The 16,485-nt window shown below is 63.8% G+C and carries 14 protein-coding genes; 5 read left to right on the forward strand and 9 right to left on the reverse strand.

The genetic code is table 11. The features are described 5' to 3' along the window. Window positions 1–144 precede the first annotated feature (144 nt). From NZU74_16385 to NZU74_16395, 3 genes are all read left to right on the forward strand, one after another. Window positions 145–1,524: a tannase/feruloyl esterase family alpha/beta hydrolase gene (locus tag NZU74_16385; protein MCS6882913.1), complete on the forward strand. Its 1,380-nt coding sequence runs from the start codon at window positions 145–147 to the stop codon at window positions 1,522–1,524. 220 nt (window positions 1,525–1,744) lie between these two features. Next, window positions 1,745–2,362: a helix-turn-helix domain-containing protein gene (locus NZU74_16390; protein MCS6882914.1), complete on the forward strand. Its 618-nt coding sequence runs from the start codon at window positions 1,745–1,747 to the stop codon at window positions 2,360–2,362. A gap of 58 nt (window positions 2,363–2,420) precedes the next feature. Continuing rightward, window positions 2,421–3,770 (forward strand): BCD family MFS transporter, encoded by a 1,350-nt coding sequence (locus NZU74_16395; protein MCS6882915.1) that lies wholly within the window; start codon window positions 2,421–2,423, stop codon window positions 3,768–3,770. Between the two features lie 190 nt (window positions 3,771–3,960). On the opposite strand, the gene NZU74_16400 is transcribed toward NZU74_16395, so the two are convergent. Further along, window positions 3,961–4,851, reverse strand: a complete 891-nt coding sequence (locus NZU74_16400; protein ID MCS6882916.1) for an alpha/beta fold hydrolase — start codon at window positions 4,849–4,851, stop codon at window positions 3,961–3,963. Window positions 4,852–5,115: 264 nt separating this feature from the next. Between NZU74_16400 and NZU74_16405 the strand changes: the two genes are divergently transcribed. Both NZU74_16405 and NZU74_16410 read left to right on the forward strand, forming a co-directional pair. After that, window positions 5,116–7,035 (forward strand): M15 family metallopeptidase, encoded by a 1,920-nt coding sequence (locus tag NZU74_16405; protein ID MCS6882917.1) that lies wholly within the window; start codon window positions 5,116–5,118, stop codon window positions 7,033–7,035. A gap of 139 nt (window positions 7,036–7,174) precedes the next feature. Beyond that, the gene (locus tag NZU74_16410) at window positions 7,175–7,939 is read left to right on the forward strand and encodes an SDR family NAD(P)-dependent oxidoreductase (protein ID MCS6882918.1); all 765 of its coding nucleotides are present in this window, start codon (window positions 7,175–7,177) and stop codon (window positions 7,937–7,939) included. Window positions 7,940–8,158: 219 nt separating this feature from the next. Here NZU74_16410 and NZU74_16415 read toward each other — a convergent pair whose 3' ends face one another. From NZU74_16415 to NZU74_16450, 8 genes are all read right to left on the reverse strand, one after another. Further along, complete coding sequence (locus NZU74_16415) at window positions 8,159–9,790, reverse strand: NAD(P)-dependent oxidoreductase (GenBank protein ID MCS6882919.1); 1,632 nt, start codon at window positions 9,788–9,790, stop codon at window positions 8,159–8,161. Between the two features lie 262 nt (window positions 9,791–10,052). Further along, the gene (locus NZU74_16420; GenBank protein MCS6882920.1) at window positions 10,053–11,252 is read right to left on the reverse strand and encodes a DegT/DnrJ/EryC1/StrS family aminotransferase; all 1,200 of its coding nucleotides are present in this window, start codon (window positions 11,250–11,252) and stop codon (window positions 10,053–10,055) included. 1 nt (window position 11,253) lies between these two features. After that, window positions 11,254–11,937, reverse strand: a complete 684-nt coding sequence (locus tag NZU74_16425) for a PIG-L family deacetylase (GenBank protein ID MCS6882921.1) — start codon at window positions 11,935–11,937, stop codon at window positions 11,254–11,256. Between the two features lie 20 nt (window positions 11,938–11,957). After that, entirely contained in the window at window positions 11,958–12,695 is a 738-nt protein-coding gene (locus NZU74_16430; protein ID MCS6882922.1) for a WbqC family protein, read from the reverse strand. Window positions 12,696–12,717: 22 nt separating this feature from the next. Then, window positions 12,718–13,377 carry a sugar transferase gene (locus tag NZU74_16435; GenBank protein ID MCS6882923.1) on the reverse strand — a complete coding sequence of 220 codons (660 nt, stop codon included), beginning with the start codon at window positions 13,375–13,377 and terminating at the stop codon, window positions 12,718–12,720. Further along, window positions 13,358–14,302 carry a hypothetical protein gene (locus NZU74_16440; GenBank protein ID MCS6882924.1) on the reverse strand — a complete coding sequence of 315 codons (945 nt, stop codon included), beginning with the start codon at window positions 14,300–14,302 and terminating at the stop codon, window positions 13,358–13,360. Before NZU74_16440 ends, NZU74_16435 begins: the two co-directional genes overlap by 20 nt. Beyond that, entirely contained in the window at window positions 14,299–15,492 is a 1,194-nt protein-coding gene (locus NZU74_16445) for a glycosyltransferase family 4 protein (protein MCS6882925.1), read from the reverse strand. The genes NZU74_16440 and NZU74_16445 overlap by 4 nt, the downstream gene beginning before the upstream one ends. Window positions 15,493–15,531: 39 nt before the next feature. After that, the gene (locus tag NZU74_16450; GenBank protein ID MCS6882926.1) at window positions 15,532–16,485 is read right to left on the reverse strand and encodes a hypothetical protein; all 954 of its coding nucleotides are present in this window, start codon (window positions 16,483–16,485) and stop codon (window positions 15,532–15,534) included.

The following is a 16,485-nucleotide window of genomic DNA, read 5'->3' on the forward strand; positions in this document are numbered from 1 at the left end:
CCTGGTTTCCCCATACCCCTGCCTGCGGGAAGGTATGGAAGCGTGTAGCCTTCTCAGGAAAGCTCTGCGCCGCTACTGTGCGGCGAAGCCGCAAGGGTCCAACAGGAAACGTCTCGCTGTAGTAATGGCCAGGAGAAAAATTCAATGACAATGATGTCGTATCGCCGGACGCTCCCGCTGCTGCTGGTCCTGGTGCTGCTCGTCACGTCGGTGCTGGCCGGCGCCCGGCCCGCCCGCGCCGATGCCTGCCCGACCAGCGCGGAACTGCCCGTCCCCGGCGCCGAGATGCAGAAGATCACCTGTGTGGAGGATCTCAGCGTCAGCGCCCTGCTGCCTCTCGGCCTGACCGTGGCGACCGACTGGTTCGGCCTCAACGCCACCGGCACGCTCAATCCCAGAGCGGGTCCGGGCATCCAGATTGACGGCTACTTCCCTGACACGCCCCCGTCGGCGCCCTACGCGCCCAACTCCTTCAATGGCTGGAACCACGATGCTCAGTTCGTAATCCGCCTGCCCAGGAACTGGAACGGCAAACTGGTCATCGCTCCCTCGCCCGGCAACCGGCGCCAGTACTCCAGCGACGTCATCATCAGCGATTATGTGCTGGCGAAAGGCTATGCCTACGCCTCAACCGACAAGGGCAACGTCGGCGCGAGTTTCTACCTCGATGGCGAGCGTCCCGGCGATGCGATCGCCGAGTGGCACCACCGTGTGGGCGAACTCACCCGCGCGGTCCGCGAGGTCATCCACTGTCACTACGGTCGCTATCCTGAACGCACCTACCTCTTCGGCATCTCCAACGGCGGCTACCAGGTGCGCTACGCCCTCGAACGCGACCCGCGGCTCTACGACGGCGGCGTGGACTGGGAGGGCACGCTCTTCACTCGCGATGGCCCGAACCTCTTCACTTACCTGCCGACGGCCCTGGCCCAGTTCCCGATCTACGCCAACCCCGCCAGCACCCCTGAGCAGGTAGAAGCTGCGCGCCAGGCGATGCTCGCCGCCGGCTTCGCGCCCGGCTCTGAGTTCCTCTGGCCGGTGCACAATCAGGTCTACTGGGGGCTGACGCAGCGCATCTACCGGCTGGAGTTCGACCCCGATTACACTGGCCTCGATGCGGAGTATGACTACGCTAGCCGGCCCGACGAGGTCAAGGACGCCGTCGGGCGCGTCTCCCTGACGGGGCGGATCCGGCGGCCTATGATTACGGTGCATGGCACGCTCGATGCACTGTTGCCTCCTGCGACCAACGCTGATCCCTATGTGGCGTTGATTCCTCCCCGGCGGCGCGAACGTCTGCATCGCTACTACCTGGTGGAGAACGGCAACCACGTGGACGGCTTCCTGCGCGGCTTCGAGATCGCCGGTCTGCCGATCTTCCCCGATGATCTCGAGCCGCTCCTGCCCTGTGCCCGCGCCGCCTTCGAGGCCCTGGAGCAGTGGGTCGAGGGCCATGTCAGCCCGCCGCCCGGCGGGCTGATCACCCGCGATAAGGTGGATCTCAATAGCTGCCAGTTGCAGTAGGTTTTAAACCTCGGCGCTGCACCAGGGGTGGAAGGCGCCCGCTCTCCTGGACCGGTTTGAGGAGCACGGGGAAACCCTGTTTCCCCATGCTCCCGGTTGCAAGACGATGGGTAGGGATTCGCCCTGCCGGGCCGGGTATTGCCTGTCATTCTGTGATTGACAGCTCGTTGCCATGCAATCTATAATTTGCCAATAATCACCTAGATTTGGTAAGGTTTGTATGGGCGACGATACGCACTATCTCTCCCTCTCCGCCGCCAGCAAGCTCCTCGGCGTTCACAGTACGACGCTGCGGCGCTGGGCCGACGACGGCGCGGTGCCGGTGTATGTTACACCCGGAGGCCACCGGCGCTTTGCGCGCAAGGACATTGAGGCCCTGGCGGCGCGCCGGCCCATCAGCGCCCATGCCCTCGGCAGCGCCTGGGCCGCGCGGGCCCTGGCCCAGACGCGCAGCGACCTTGCCGCGCCGGCCTCTCGTCCGGCCTGGCTGGCCAGCATCAGCGAGGAGGAACGCGCGGCCTGGCGCCGCATCGGCCAGCGACTGATGGGGCTGGTGCTGCACTACATTAACAGCCCCCGCGATGATGATGATCTCCTTGCCGAGGCGCGACGCATTGGCGGCGAGTACGCCGCCCGCGCCCGGCAGGCGGGTATGCCCCTTACCGCTGCCCTCGAAGCCGCATTGTTCTTCCGTGATTCGCTGGTGGAGTCGGCGATGGGCCTGCCCGAGGAGGCTCACCTGCGTCCCGAGGCCAGCGCGCGCCTCCTGCGCCGCATCAGCCGCGTCGCCAATGAGGTGCATCTGGCCGTTGCCGCTGCATACGAACAGTCGTCCTGACTGCAGGGTGATCCTTTTACCCTGTAGAATCGCCCTGGAATTGCCCGGATGAACCGCCATGGAAACCAAACCTGCTGAACGTTTCAGCGTCTGGCGAACGATGCGCCTGGGAACTTTTCACATCGGCTCGTCGTTCGTGGACCTGTTGACCTCGGGCGTATTGAACCGGGTGCTGATCACCGACCTGGGACTCTGGGCCTCGCCAGTGGCCCTGCTTTCGGCCCTGCGCTACCTCCTTGCCCCTCTCAGCATCTGGGCCGGCTATCGCTCCGACACCCGCCCGATCTTCGGGCTGCATCGCCTGCCCTACATCTGGGCCGGGCGCCTGCCGATGGTGCTGTCTCTGCCCCTGCTGCCAATTGTCACGGTGCTCCTGGCGGCCGATCCCCGCTCGTTCATCGGCTGGACGCTGGCGACCCTGGCCTTCCTGGTTTACGGTGTCGGCACCCTGATCTCCGGCAGCACCTACCTGGCGCTGGTGCGCGACAGCGCCCCGCCGGCTAAACGCGGCCAGGCGCTGAGCATCGTCCAGACCTTTCTGGTGGTGAGCTTTCCTGTCGCCGGGGTGGTCTACGGCGCGTTGATGCCGGTCTACGACCCGGCCACCTTCTGGCGCATTACCCTGATTGGCATGGCGATTGCCTTCGGCTTCTTTCTGTTCGCCCTCTTTCGGGTTGAACGGCCCGGGCAACGTATTGTGGCCGATGACCGCGAAGAGCGCCTGCCGTTGCCCCGTCTCCTGCGCGCAATGTGGGCTGACCGGCGCGCGCGGGGCTTCTTTCTGTTCCTGGCCCTCGGCGCTATGAGCGCCTTCGCTCAGGATGCCGTGCTCGAACCCTTCGGCGGTGATGTCTTCGGGTTGCCCGCCGGCGAGACCACGCGCTTTAATGCCTACTGGGGCGTCGGAGTGCTGGTGAGCCTGATCGGCACAATCATCGTTACTCGCAACCGCATGGCCCACGAGCAGACGCCCACAACCGTCTTCGGGTTGTTGTTCACCGCCCTGCCGCTGGCGTTGCTGGGGGTAGTGGCATTGACCGAGGCGCGCGCCCTGTTGATCCCCGTGCTGCTGCTCTTCGGGCTGGGCTTCGGCATCTACACGGTCGGCGCGGTGTCGCTGCTGATGGCCATGACCTCTGATCGCTGCGCCGGGGCCTACCTGGGTCTGTGGACGGTGGCTCAGCTCGTCTTTCGCGGCGTGGGGATATTTATGGGCGGCTTCGTGCGCGACCTGGCCCTGTGGGCCACCGGCTCGCTGACGCTGGCCTATGCCACGGTGTTTCTACTCGAAGCCATCGGGTTAGCAATCTGCGCCTGGCTGATCATCCGCGTTGATGTGCCCGGCTTCGCTCGGTCCGCCGCCGCGCCTGCCGTCCCGGCGGCGACCCTTGCTGCCGCCACCGAGTAGTGATTGCGACCCGGAGTTCTCCGCTGTTCCGTTCGGGGGAGGATGTGGGAGGGCTGCGCCCTCCCACGTACTATTTGCACATAACGACCGTAGCGATAGACGGCGTGGAAGGGCGCGGCATCATCTCCTGGTCCCATCGGGACCCCATCTACGGCAATCCAAAATCCAAAATCCGCAATCCAAGATGATATTACTCCCACTCCGCCAGGTCCAGCAGGATCGGATAGACATAATCTACCTGCTGCAACTCCTGCGCCGGGTCAATGCAGTCGTGGATCACCTGGCGCTCGCGGGGGAACATGTGCAGGTGCACGCTGGCGCCGTGCGCGTGCCAGCAGGCGGCCAGCAGTTCGTTCGGCAGGTTGTCTACCGCCTCGTCAGCCTCGTTCAGCACCATCACGATTGACCGCGCGCAGGGGGGCCGGCGGCGCGCCGCTCGCAATACTTCGAACCCCATGCGGGTAATCGTTCCCAGGACGCGGGTGGCATAGCGCGGGTAACAGTGCGGCGGGCTGCGACGCGAGTCTTTGTGCACCGGGTCCCACCAGCGATAGCGGTTGGGGAGTACGCGGGCCGCGTTGGCCAGGGGCAGGGTAGCCCAGCGGGGAATGGACGGCGTGCCCAGCACCGGCGCGATGGGCATGGCGTACTCCACCTCCGCGCGGAACTGCGCGGCATAGGCGGCCAGCACCGCGCCCGCCGAAATGCCAATAATCCCTACGCGCCGGCCAAGCCCCCGCGCCACCGCCAGCGCGTCGTCCAGGTAGCGCAGCAGGGCGGCCCGATCCATGCGCCCATGTTCGTTGTTGAGCCGGTCGGCCAGGCCGTGGTAGGGCAGGCGCGGAACATAGACATTGTGGCCTCGCCCGTGCAGCAATTCGCCGAAGGCGCGGAACTGCTGCGGGCAGTTGGTGTAGCCGTGAATAAGCACATAGCAGCGTTCAGCCGTCGCGCCGTGGTTCAACGCGAAGCTGTGACCCACCGCGTTGAGCGGTAGCGCCGCCTCACTCGCGGCGATGGCCCGCAGCCGCTCCAGGGCCTCCTCGTAACTCAATGCGCGACCTGAGATAGGTGTGTTCATTGTGGTTGAAGGGGGTCTTATGCCTTCGTCATTATACAGGCGTGCGAACCTCGAAGTTTCTCAGAAGCTAATCCAACCTCTGCCGAGCGAGCTGTAAACTCCGGGTGTTTCACGGATTTTGACGGTGTAGCCGCCAGAGTCAACGAAACGCAAACCTCTCCCGCGGGTCGCCTGGTTCGTTCGGCATGCTACGATACCTGGTAGTCCTGGGAGGCGCCATAGCGCGACTCCTTCAATCATCTCAGACCAGCCAGGGAGCCAGGAATGACTTTCGCCATCAACGTGATCGAGACCATTGGCCATCCTGAGCAGCGCGGAGTATCGCGCGCCGGACGCGGCATTGAACTGATCGCCGTTGTTGCCGATTGGCGGGCCTTTGCCTCCACCTGTACCGCGCGGACCGTGCTGCCCAATTACGCCCTCGACCGTTCCGGGCGCGTGTTCCAGTTCGTCGCCGACACGCGCGCCGGGTCGGCCCTGGGGGTGGCCATCCACGCCGGGCGTCGGTGCCGGCTCGACCGCATCGCCTTGAGCGTCTGTCTCGAACCGCATCCCGACGGTCCCAATGAGTCGCAGATCGAGTCGCTGCACATCCTGTTGCACACGCTGCTGGCGCGCCACAATTTAGGCCAGGACGCGCTGGTCACCCTCGCCCCCACGCCGGCTGGCAACCGCCGCGTCGTTCCCTACCTGCCGCCGGCCCCGGCCATGGTGGAGGAGCGGTTGACCCTCGGCGGCGGACTCAGCCCGGAGCAGGAACTCTTCGTCTTTCTCCTCGGCGAAACCTACCGCCCGCGCGGCGGCGCGCTCAAGCTGAGCCAGGCCTTTGCCTTGCACGCGGCTCGCTACGACCTTGGCGCGCCGGTGGGTCCCAACGAGCCGGTCCCGCTGGTCGTGGATGGCCGGCGCTTCAATTTTCAGCCCTTTGCCCGCGACACGATCTTCAACGAGGGGACCGACTACGCCGCCGTGCAGCACCTGAGCGCCCTGTTTGACCACCAGCGCATCGAAATCCCTGCGCACGGCCTGGCGCGCCGGCTGCTTGAGGCGACCTATCGCGTGACGCTCCAGGCGAGCAGGACCCGTGGCCCTGTGGTCGGCGTCGAGACCCTGCGGCCCGACTGGCGCTTTCATCAGGTGGCCCGGCACGCCGGGTTTGGCCCGCCCCTCAGCGGCAATTATCGTGCCGCCGACGGGGCGTATGCGGTGCAGGTCTTCGCCGGGGAAACTCTTTATACCCCGGTCAGCGAGCCGGCCGGCTGCCGCTACCTGAGCGCCACCGATCCGCGCGATCCCGCCTACGAGCCTATCTGGCGCGAGACCTACAAGGTGGCCGGCGCGCCCTACGACCCGGCTTCGCCCTTCCATCAGCGCGCGCTCGAGTGGAAGCTCGGCGCGCCGCTTACCGGCATTTATGAAACCAGCCACGCCGGTGTTCGCTACCAGGTGCAGGTCTGGGCCTATGATACGCTCTACGCCGGCCCCGACGGGGTGATCCGGCGCATGAGCGAGTTGCCCAGACCGCCCCAGGTGCAGGCCTGGAAGCCGAAGCCGGCTGCGCCACCGCCCCTGCCCGCCACGCCGCCCAACCCTCTGCCCCCGCCGCAGCCGCCCACCCAGGCCGGCCCGCCTCGGGCTGGCGACCCCTCCTGGCCGCCGCGCCCCGATTTTTCGATCCTCACCGATCACGGCGGCGCCCGCGAGCGCGTCCTCGGCCGGATCGAGTGGGTCCGCGCCAGCGGTGATTTCATTCGCATCACCAACGGCTGGGAGCGCCAGCACCTCGTCGAGGTCTTCATTCCCCAGCTTGCCCGCGTGCCCGGCGGCAATGGCGGGCGGCTCCTCTTCCACCGCATCGCCGCCGAACAACTGCGCCGGCTCTTCGCCGCCTGGGAGGCTGCCGGTTTGCTGCACCTGCTGAAAACCTTCGACGGCGCCTGGGTGCCGCGCACCATTCGCCTCCGGCCCACCATCCTGAGCAACCACGCCTACGGCACCGCCTTCGACATCAACGCCGCCTGGAACGGCATGCTGCGCGTTCCGGCCCTGGTGGGGCAACCGGGATCGGTGCGCGAACTGGTGCCGCTGGCCAATGCCCACGGCTTCTACTGGGGCGGCCACTGGAACTTCGACGGCAAAGGCGCCGCCGATGGGATGCATTTCGAGTGGGCCGTGGCCCGCTAATACCATTTCGGATTGTGGATTTTGGATTTTCGATTGCCGTATATCGCATCCCGGTGAGAGTTGGGCGCAGCGCCGTCTGATGCTCCAGACGGTGTACAATATCCCCAAAACCGCCTGATCACACAAGAGGAGCCCGACAATGGACATTCGCAGAACGAGCGCGCTGGTTACCGGCGGAGCTTCGGGGTTAGGCGCGGCCACGGCGCGGCGGCTGGCGGCCCTCGGCGCCCGCGTGACGGTTGCCGACCTCAACCCCGACCTGGGCCACCAGGTGATCGCCGATATGGCCGACGGGCGCTTCGTGCACACCGACGTGACCGACGAGGCCGCCTGCGCGGCGGCGGTGGCGGCCGCGGTGGAGCACGGCGATGGCCTGCACATTCTGGTCAACTGCGCCGGTATCGCCCTGGCCGAGCGCATCCTGGGCAAAGAGGGTCGCCACGACATGCACCGTTTCCGGCGCACGGTGGAGATCAATCTGGTCGGCACCTTCACCATGCTGATGCACGCCGCCGAGGCGATGGCGCGCAACCAGCCGAACCACGAGGGGGAACGCGGCGTGATCGTCAACACCGCGTCCATCGCCGCCTTCGACGGGCAGATCGGCCAGGCCGCCTACGCCGCCTCCAAAGGCGGTGTCGCGGCGCTTACCCTGCCCGCGGCCCGCGAACTGGCGCGCATTGGCGTCCGGGTGATGACCATTGCTCCGGGTCTCTTCGACACCGCGATGATGGCCGGCCTGCCCGAAGCCGCCCGCGTCTCCCTGGGCCAGCAGGCGCCCTTTCCCCCGCGCCTGGGCCGCCCCGAGGAGTACGCCGCCCTGGTCGAGCACATCATCGAGAACCCCATGCTCAACGGCGAGGTGATCCGCCTGGACGGCGCGCTGCGCATGGCGCCCCGGTGAGCTTTCGCAAGAAACGATACGATTGACTGCCGGCTGGAGGAAGGTGGGGAAAGCAGGTTTCCCCACGCCCCTGCCGGAAAGGAAAGTTTGGGAGTGCCGGGCTCTCCCGAGAAAACACCTTGTAATCCGGGGATGCCCACACCGGAGCCGTCCGTACAGCCTGCACGGACGGCTCCGGCATACCTCGTGCTCCTGCAATCGGCAGGCGCAAGACGATCGCTATGGAGCTACTGCGCTGGCTACCGTGGTCTGGACGTCTTTACCCAACGCGACGGAAGCCCCTGGATTGGCCGGTTGAGCGCCAGGATCGATCAATCGGTTGACCCAGCCGTTATTTGGTTCGATGGAGCGGAGGCGCACAATGTGGGTTATCGACTTCGCATTGCAGTAGCGGGCATCACGGTAGTCTTCGATCTCACCGCGCGCGAAGGCGTCGAGTACCTGGCGTACACCGTCTTCAACGGTCCAGCGGGGAGCATAACCCAGCATCCGCCGGATTTTGTCGAAGTTGACGCGGTAGTTCCGTCGATCGCCATCGTTGCCCAGTTCGACCAGTTCGGCAGATGGCACCATTCTATGGATGAGTTCACCGATCTGGCGGATGGTGTAGTTCTGCTCATTTGAGCCGACGTTAAAGATTTCGCTGCGAACCACGGCCAGCGGGGCCTCCAGGGAATGTACGACGGCGAGGGCGGCATCAGCGACGTGGACGAAAGGCCGCCATTGATCCCCGCCAAAAACGGTGATCTTGCCCTCGATCAGCGCCTTGGCAGTCAACAGGTTTACGACCAGATCGAAACGCGTGCGACCCGAAAAGCCGTAGACAGTGCCAAAACGTAAGATGACCGGTGCGAAACGCTCGCTGGCCAGTTGGAGCAGCACCCGCTCCGAGGCGATCTTGCTGCGGGCGTACAGGGAAACCGGGTTAAGGGCCGATCGCTCGTGAAGCACCTCATCGCTGGCGCCATACACCGAGCAGGTGCTGGCGAAGATGAATCGTTCAACCCCTGAGCCTTTGGCGACCTCGGCCAGCATCCGGGTGGCCATCAGATTGACTTCGATGGTGAGTTCCTCGTGCACCGTACAGGCGGGATCACCGACGATGGCGCCCAGGTGGATCACTGCATCGACGTCGCGCATCGCGCGTACCGCCTCGTCTACATTGCGAAAATCCGCCCGGATGATTTCCAGGTTCGGATGGTTGAGTACGTCTTTGATCGGTTCGGTGCCGAAGAGCAACAGGTCGAGCAAACGAACGCGATATCCGCGCTCGATGAGCATGGGCAGCAGGGCTGACCCAATATAGCCCGCTCCACCGATCACCAGGATCCGTTGGGCCGATTCGCCCCTTACGGATTGCGCGCTGGTTGTGGTGACAGAACTGGACGCGCGCGAAGGGAGGACCAGTTCCCAGATGTATGACCAGAGCCGCGCGCCGACAAGCATCGCCGTGGTCATGAGCCAGGCGCTGATCAGCGCCACACGCGGTATGGGCAGGACCTGGGGGATCAGGTACGATATAAAGCCGAAGATCAGATAACTGATGCTTACGGCCTGGACGATGATCAGAGCTTTGTAGCGGCTCGCATAGGCACGGGTTCGCGTATAAAAACCTGACAGATCAAACGTTGTCAGGCTGATCAGAATCAAAACCGGCAATCCTAGTGTCCACGCCTGAATGAACGTATCCGTTAGCAAGCGCCCCTCGGGACCCGGACTCAGAAACACGAACCACTCGAACTCCAGGATCAGGGCCAGCGTAAAGGCGACGCTGACCATCAGCGTATCAGCAATAACCCGCACCGTGACGTCAGGACGCCAGCGGCGCAGGTCGAGCAGCAAACCGTCCATGGTAAGGCTCCTTTGCACTAGCTATCACCAGCGTGTATTGCTTACCCGCCACGCTGGCCGGGCAACGGATCATGATCCGTCCGAAAGCGTGTTATCATTGTGGCGAGTCCTCACGATGGCACTGGTCACGGGTGGCGCCACGATCATGCCGTTATCGCGAGGACTCCCTCGTTTTCGTAAGCTGTAGGGGTGATCATTACGACTCCGCTCACGTTCCGCATAGGCTGGCTTCGTCAGGATCACGGGCAACCTCGGTTTCGGCTCATCCCTGAACGACGTCAATAATGGCCGCGATAACGTCCTCGAGATCATTCTCGGACATGAGGGGATAGAGCGGCAACGATACGCTCTGGTCGTAGATGGCCTCGGCCATGGGCAAATCGCCGCGTTGATAGTGGTAGTGGTGGGCGTAAAAGGGATGCATATGCACCGGGATGAAATGAACGCTGGTGCCAATCTGGCGCGCGCGCAACGCATCTATGAAGGCGCCGCGTTCGATGCCGGTCACGGTTGGATCAACCTGGATCACGTACAGGTGATAGACGTGGTTCCGATCCTGGTGGCGGGCCAGAGTGCGGATGCCGGGCACACTGCTGAGCGCCGCGTCATAGATGGCGGCATAGTGCTGGCGGGTTGCAATGAACGCGTCGAGCCGGCGGAGTTGATGGATCCCAAGGGCGGCCTGGAGGTCGGTCATATTGTCTTTGTAGCCGGCGGCGACGACCTCGTAGTACCACGATCCGGCGCTACTGTAGCGCTTCCAGGCGTCCCGGCTCATGCCGTGCAGGCTCAGCAGCCGCATGCGCTCGGCGAGGTCTATGTCGGCGGTGGTGATCATCCCTCCTTCGCCGGTGGTCATATTCTTGGTCGCATAGAACGAGAAGACCGTGACCCGCCTGAGTTCGCCTGGCGCCAGGGTGTCGGCGCCAATCCGCTGGCCGTGATAGGTGCTGCCGATGGCGTGGGCGGCGTCTTCGACCACAGCCAGCCCGTGCTGGATTGCCACCTCGTAGATGGCCCGCAGATCACACGCCTGGCCGGCGAAATGTACTGGAACGATCGCTCTGGTGCGCGGTGTGATAGCTGCCCTGATCGCTTCGGGAGTCACGTTCCCGTCGGCGCCAACATCGACCAGAACCGGACGCGCGCCGAGATGCACCACGACATTGGCCGTCGCGCAGAAGGTGAGAGTCGGCACGATCACTTCGTCGCCTGGCCCAATGCCGAGCGCGGTGAGAGCGATGTGCAACCCGGCGGTGCATGAACTCACCGCGATGGCGTGAGCACTGCCGACATACGCCGCGAGATCGGCTTCAAAGCGTTTCACCTTAGGACCGGTGGTGATCCAACCTGAACGCAGCGAGTCGACCACCTCCGCGATCTCGTCATCACCGATCTGGGGGAGCGCGAATGGCAGGAAACGCTCACGAACCGGCCGCGCTTTGCGTACCGAAACGCTCATCTTAGTCCTCCTTCATCAGTTGACGGATCGTTACGAAGGCTTCTGCTGCGAGCATACCCACGCTTACCCCGCGCTGCTGCGCGTAAATCCGCGTTGCCTCAGGCGAGCGGGGGTGAGGAAAGGGTTTGACTTCGCTCTCGTGCGTTTCGGTATAGACCGCAACCGCTCGCAGTTTGGTTTCAAGCGTTGAACTGATATCAACGAAACAGGTCGGCTGAAACGCCGTCTCGGCGAATGGCGCGCCCCACTCTGTGGAGGACGCCACTTCGTAGCTGTAGGCCTGCTCAACGGGGCAGGCGCCAAAGGGACGGATGGCCACCATCGTCGCCGCGAAGATCGTCCGGTGATCCTGGTTGGCATCCCCCCGATGGTGCGTGTAGACGATCTGGGCCCCGGTATCGGTGATGGCCGCGGTTATGGGACGGATCAATTCGAGTAGCGGGAGTGCATCGAGACGCTGATCAGGTAGGCGCGCGAATCGCACATCCTCCACCCCCAGGACGGCGCAGGCGTTGAGCGCCGCCGTTTCTTGCAGACTAGTGACGGTATGGCGTGCGGTTACTCCATCGGTCATGATCAGCACCGTCACGCGATCACCTCGGCGAACATGGCGAGCAATTGTCCCACCCACCCCGTAGGTCTCATCGTCCGGGTGAGCGGCGATGACAAGCACACGCTTCGACATGCATTCCCCCCTCAACTAACTTATGCCAGTGGACCGTACACAGGCGCTTCTACGGGCTGCCCGGCTGGCAGACTGGCGCCATCGAGAATGGCGCGACTGGTTGGTCCACAGTTAAACAAGAGATCGACTGCGGACATTGCCGGTATGAAGTCCCCCCATAGTTGGGGGTAAACAGGGTGCTGAAAATCCTGATAGACCACCCTGATGCCGTGCTCGGCAAAGCGTTCCTCATCGAGGTAGGTTCGACCGGCCCGACCCGAAAGGTAGGCCGATGCGCCTACTGCCCGGCAGATCGCAAGATTGACGGTAGTTGGTCCGCGTTCATCGATTCCTAGTTTGGAGGCGCGGACAAATCGCCCACCGAGCCCAAACTGTTCGGCCAGGTAGGTAATAATGGCGATATTCAATTCAACCAGCGAGCGCCAGTCACGCCGGTACAGGTCAGCGAAGAACGAGGCGTGATCGTTGAAATACGGCGCACGTCCGTAGCTCTGGCGCATCAACGACCAGCAGCGCTGGCGCCAGTTCCGATCGTTGCAGATTTCCACCTCGTTAATCGTCTGATCCGACCGGCCGGTTTTGTAGACCGGTACAGTGAGCCAGGTTGGACCGTTCGCAGTCTTGATCCGGTTCCGGTTCTGGAAATCATCTTTGGCAAACTGACAGGTGTCGAGAAGTACGAACAGTTCGGCCTGTCGCAGTTTGTCAAAGAAGCCAAGCCAGGGAAGGTGTTCCGGTTGATGAATGGTGACGAACACGCTGTTCCTCCTGATCACGGCCTCATTCACTTGTCAGCAGGTCTGCGGTGACGGGTCGCCGGGGCGGCGGCGCCCAGGAGTACACCAGGATGCAAAAGAGAACCTGGGCGATGATCTGCAGATCAAGGAGAAGCGACTGGCGCTCGATGTAGCGCAGATCCCACGCCAGCCGGGCGGGCAGGTGCCGCGCGATGTAATACTCTTGCAATGGCACCCCGGGCGGCGGCGGGTCGTGGTACGTAAAGTCGGGATACCAGCGAACATCCGACGGGGCGGCGAGACCGGGTCGCACGCTGAGCGTGCGTCGCTGCTCGGAGGTATAGTGGCGCTGGACAATCTCGTAGTCTTCGGGACGCGGCCCGATGATAGACATATCGCCTCGCAGCACGTTCCAGAGTTGCGGCAATTCATCAATTCGGAACCGGCGCAGCCATTTGCCGACGGGTGTAATCCGATCGTCATTCGCTTCCGTGACCCGCCGGTTCGGATGGTCGAGGCCCGTGCGCATGGTGCGCAGCTTGTACATCGTGAAGGGAACGCCATTGCGCCCCGCGCGACGCGCCCGGTAGAAGATCGGACCGGGTGAGCTCAGGCGGACCGCAATCGCCCCCGCCAGGATCAGGGGCCACGTCAGGGCCAGTCCAAGACCGGCGCACAGCACATCAAACAGGCGCTTGCCCATCGAACACCTCTCGCGATAGCATCGCCGGCGGTTGCTGACGCTGGGTTGGTTGCCGGCCCTCCAGGTAAAAGCGGAGCAGACCTTCGGCCTTGCGCAATGCCGGACGGTCCATCCCGGCACGCAGCATCCACCGAACCGCAGCGTGGCTCAGCGGGTTGAAGAGCGGCGCAGCCAGGGGATGAAAACAGACCCGCTGGCGCACCGGCCTGGCCCGATAGCCCATCAGGAACTTAAACTCGTCCACGCTCGGCGGCGCATCGAGTGAGTGTGTGCTGTAGAAGATGGCCCGCACCCCCGGACGCCCCCACAGTTCCACGCTCACGGTGAAGCAGAGCGCGTTATTCACATACTGATCCAGGTAATCGCGATGGCTCTGCGCCGTCAGGATCAGAAAGGTGTCATCCACGCGCGTCAGCAGGAGCGTCGCCGCCAGGTCTTCCCCGACGAAAGCGCCCCAGGCTTCGAAGCCGGGCAGGCCCCGGGCGGCCTGGCAAAGCCTTTCCCAGCCCGCCCGATCCATACTTGCCGCACGCCCCTGCCGGACAAGAGTGTCCTCCTGCAAACGCCATCCCTGCTCGGCAAGCTGATCAAGACTGATCGGAACAACCTTACTTTCACGCAATCCGCGCCGGATTTTGTTGCGTGTCCGTGGGCCTATCCGCTCGATAGTGTATGGCCCCTCGTCAAAGATGACGTGATAGCTCAGCAGACCGGTATGGAAGCCAGGCGGGGCCGAGTAGCGCAGACCCAGGGCGCCCGCCGTGCGCATCAGGCGGCGCAACTCGGCTTCAGGCGGCGCAAAGACGCGATGGAACGGGACGGGTTGGAAGACCCGCGCTCCCGCGTCGTACCACAGACTCCCGGCCCCCTCAATGATCCGGTGTCCGCGCCGGCGCAACCACTCGGCCAGATTCTCGTCATTCATAGGTTCCCCTTCGCGAATGATCCTGAAACCTGCCGTCGCAAGTTTGGCGGAAGCAGCCTGACTTGCAGGTCAAGGGTCTCGGCGAGCATTCGGTCAAGACTGTATCGTTCCATTACCCGGCTTCGGGCCTGGGTGGCGCACTGAAGCGCCAGTTCCGGTTCATTGGCGAAGCGCGCGATCATAGTCGCGAGCACCTCAGGCGCGCGTGGAGGCGCCAGTAACCCGGTGACCTCGTGCTCGATCAGTTCGGCATTGGCGAGGATGCTGGTGGTCACAATCGGACGGGCGGCGGCCATAGCTTCAAGGATCGAAATGGACAGACCTTCCCAGAGGGAGGGGCTGACAAAGATGTCCAGGGCCTCCAGGATGGCGGGGATGTCACGTCGAAAGCCCAGGAAGCGGACCTGGTCGCGCAGGTCGAGCGCATCGCGGAGTTGCTCAAGCGCGTCCCGTTCGGGACCATCGCCTGCCAGAAGCAGCGTGAAGGGCCGTGGACCCAGAAGCGAGCGTAACGAGGCCATGGCCCGAATAAGGCTGGCATTATCCTTCTGGGCAGCCAGGCGCCCGGTATTGCCGATCACCAGGTGCGTCTCGGGAATGCCGAGTTCACGGCGCAGGCTGCCGCCCGACATTGCAGGTTTTGTCCCGGCAAACGGCGATGGGTCGATCCCATTACAGATTGTGACAAGTTTCGATTGGGGCGCGCAGTGAAAGCGGCGCGCATTGATCGCGTCGGCGTGACTGACGCAGATAGTGCGGGTCGAAGCGAGCGTTGCTATGTATTCAAGCGGTGTAAAGAACAGACGCTCGGAGAGTGAGGAGAACTCATTGACGGCCCATCCCGCCTGGTGGTGCAGAATCACCGGTACGCCGGCCATGCGAGCAATGATCCGGCCAAGAAAGCCGGGGGTTGCCGTGTACGTATGCACGACGGCGTACCGTTCGCGGCGCAGCAGAGCGAAGAGTTGCGCCGCGGCCCGAATCTGGGGGCCGGGAGCGATGTCGCGCGGAATCAGGATCGAGGTGATGACCCGTAGACGTGGAATACGCTGCAACTCAGCAACAACGACCGGATCGGTTGCCAGGACATCCACGTCCCAACCCTGGTCCAGCAGGTAACGGCACCAGCGGATTAACAGGTAGTCGCCGCCGCCATAACTCGAGTTCCCGGCGATCTGGAGCGCTCGCATGCGCATTCTCCATCTTTCTGAGTAATCGGTCCGGCTTCGTCAGGATGATGAACCGTAGCGCCTGGAAATGATTGGCGCGAAGATCATCTGCGACTCAGCTTCTGGCGTCCGGGGGCTTCGCGGCGCAACAATGACGTCGGCGATCTTGCGCACGGTCGCGTGCAGCTCTGGATGGACCGCCAGATACGTCGGGTAGAGGTCATTGTCCCAGCGCCACATGTACCACCAGGCCCCGCTGATTTCCGGACGTCCATACACCAGGCTCGCGTAGTCCCACATTTCGTCGCTCGTGGGCATGCGGAGACTATCGCCCCGGTGCGCCATCGCTGGCATGGTCCAGATCAGGTGCGATTCAGGGGCATAGCGTCGCAACGTGGCGATCTCACGCTCGATATGCGCGATCAGTTCATCGCGTTGGTAGCTCCCATCGCTGCGAAAGGGGTAGAACGCTGTCTGACAATAGTCGCAGACCTCCGGCGCGATAGTTTTTGCGCGGCTGGCCTCGGCCCAGAAGGCAAAGCCGTTGATCTCGGAGTAAATCGGCACGGGCGCTATCTCCTTAATCGCCCGGTAGAGGGCCTGCTGTTCGGCCGTGGTGTAGCCGCAGGTATCGCACTCGTTCCAGTAGGGTTCGTGCAATCCATAGACGGCCAGGGTTGCTGGATGCCTGGCGACGGTTTCGAGGAACCGCCGGGCGGTGGCGTCAATGGTCCAGACCCCCGTTCGGCGGTCCAGCGTCCAGCCCTCGGGCCAGAGCCAGGGGATCACCCGCATCTTCAACGCCCGGGCCGTGTCGAGGTACGTCACCCACGTTGCCGGGTCCGCGTCGTAAGCGAAATCGGTGAGAACCACGTCGAAGCCAAGGGCGCGCACCTGCGGCAGTTCGGCCAGCGGAACGTATTGAATGCCATAGAATGGCAACACCGGGCTGGATTGGAGCGCGTGCGCCTCTTCGGTTGCCAGGCGAGTTGCTGGCAGTTGCGTTCCGGACAC

The organism is Chloroflexaceae bacterium, assembly GCA_025057155.1.
GTDB lineage: Bacteria > Chloroflexota > Chloroflexia > Chloroflexales > Chloroflexaceae > JACAEO01.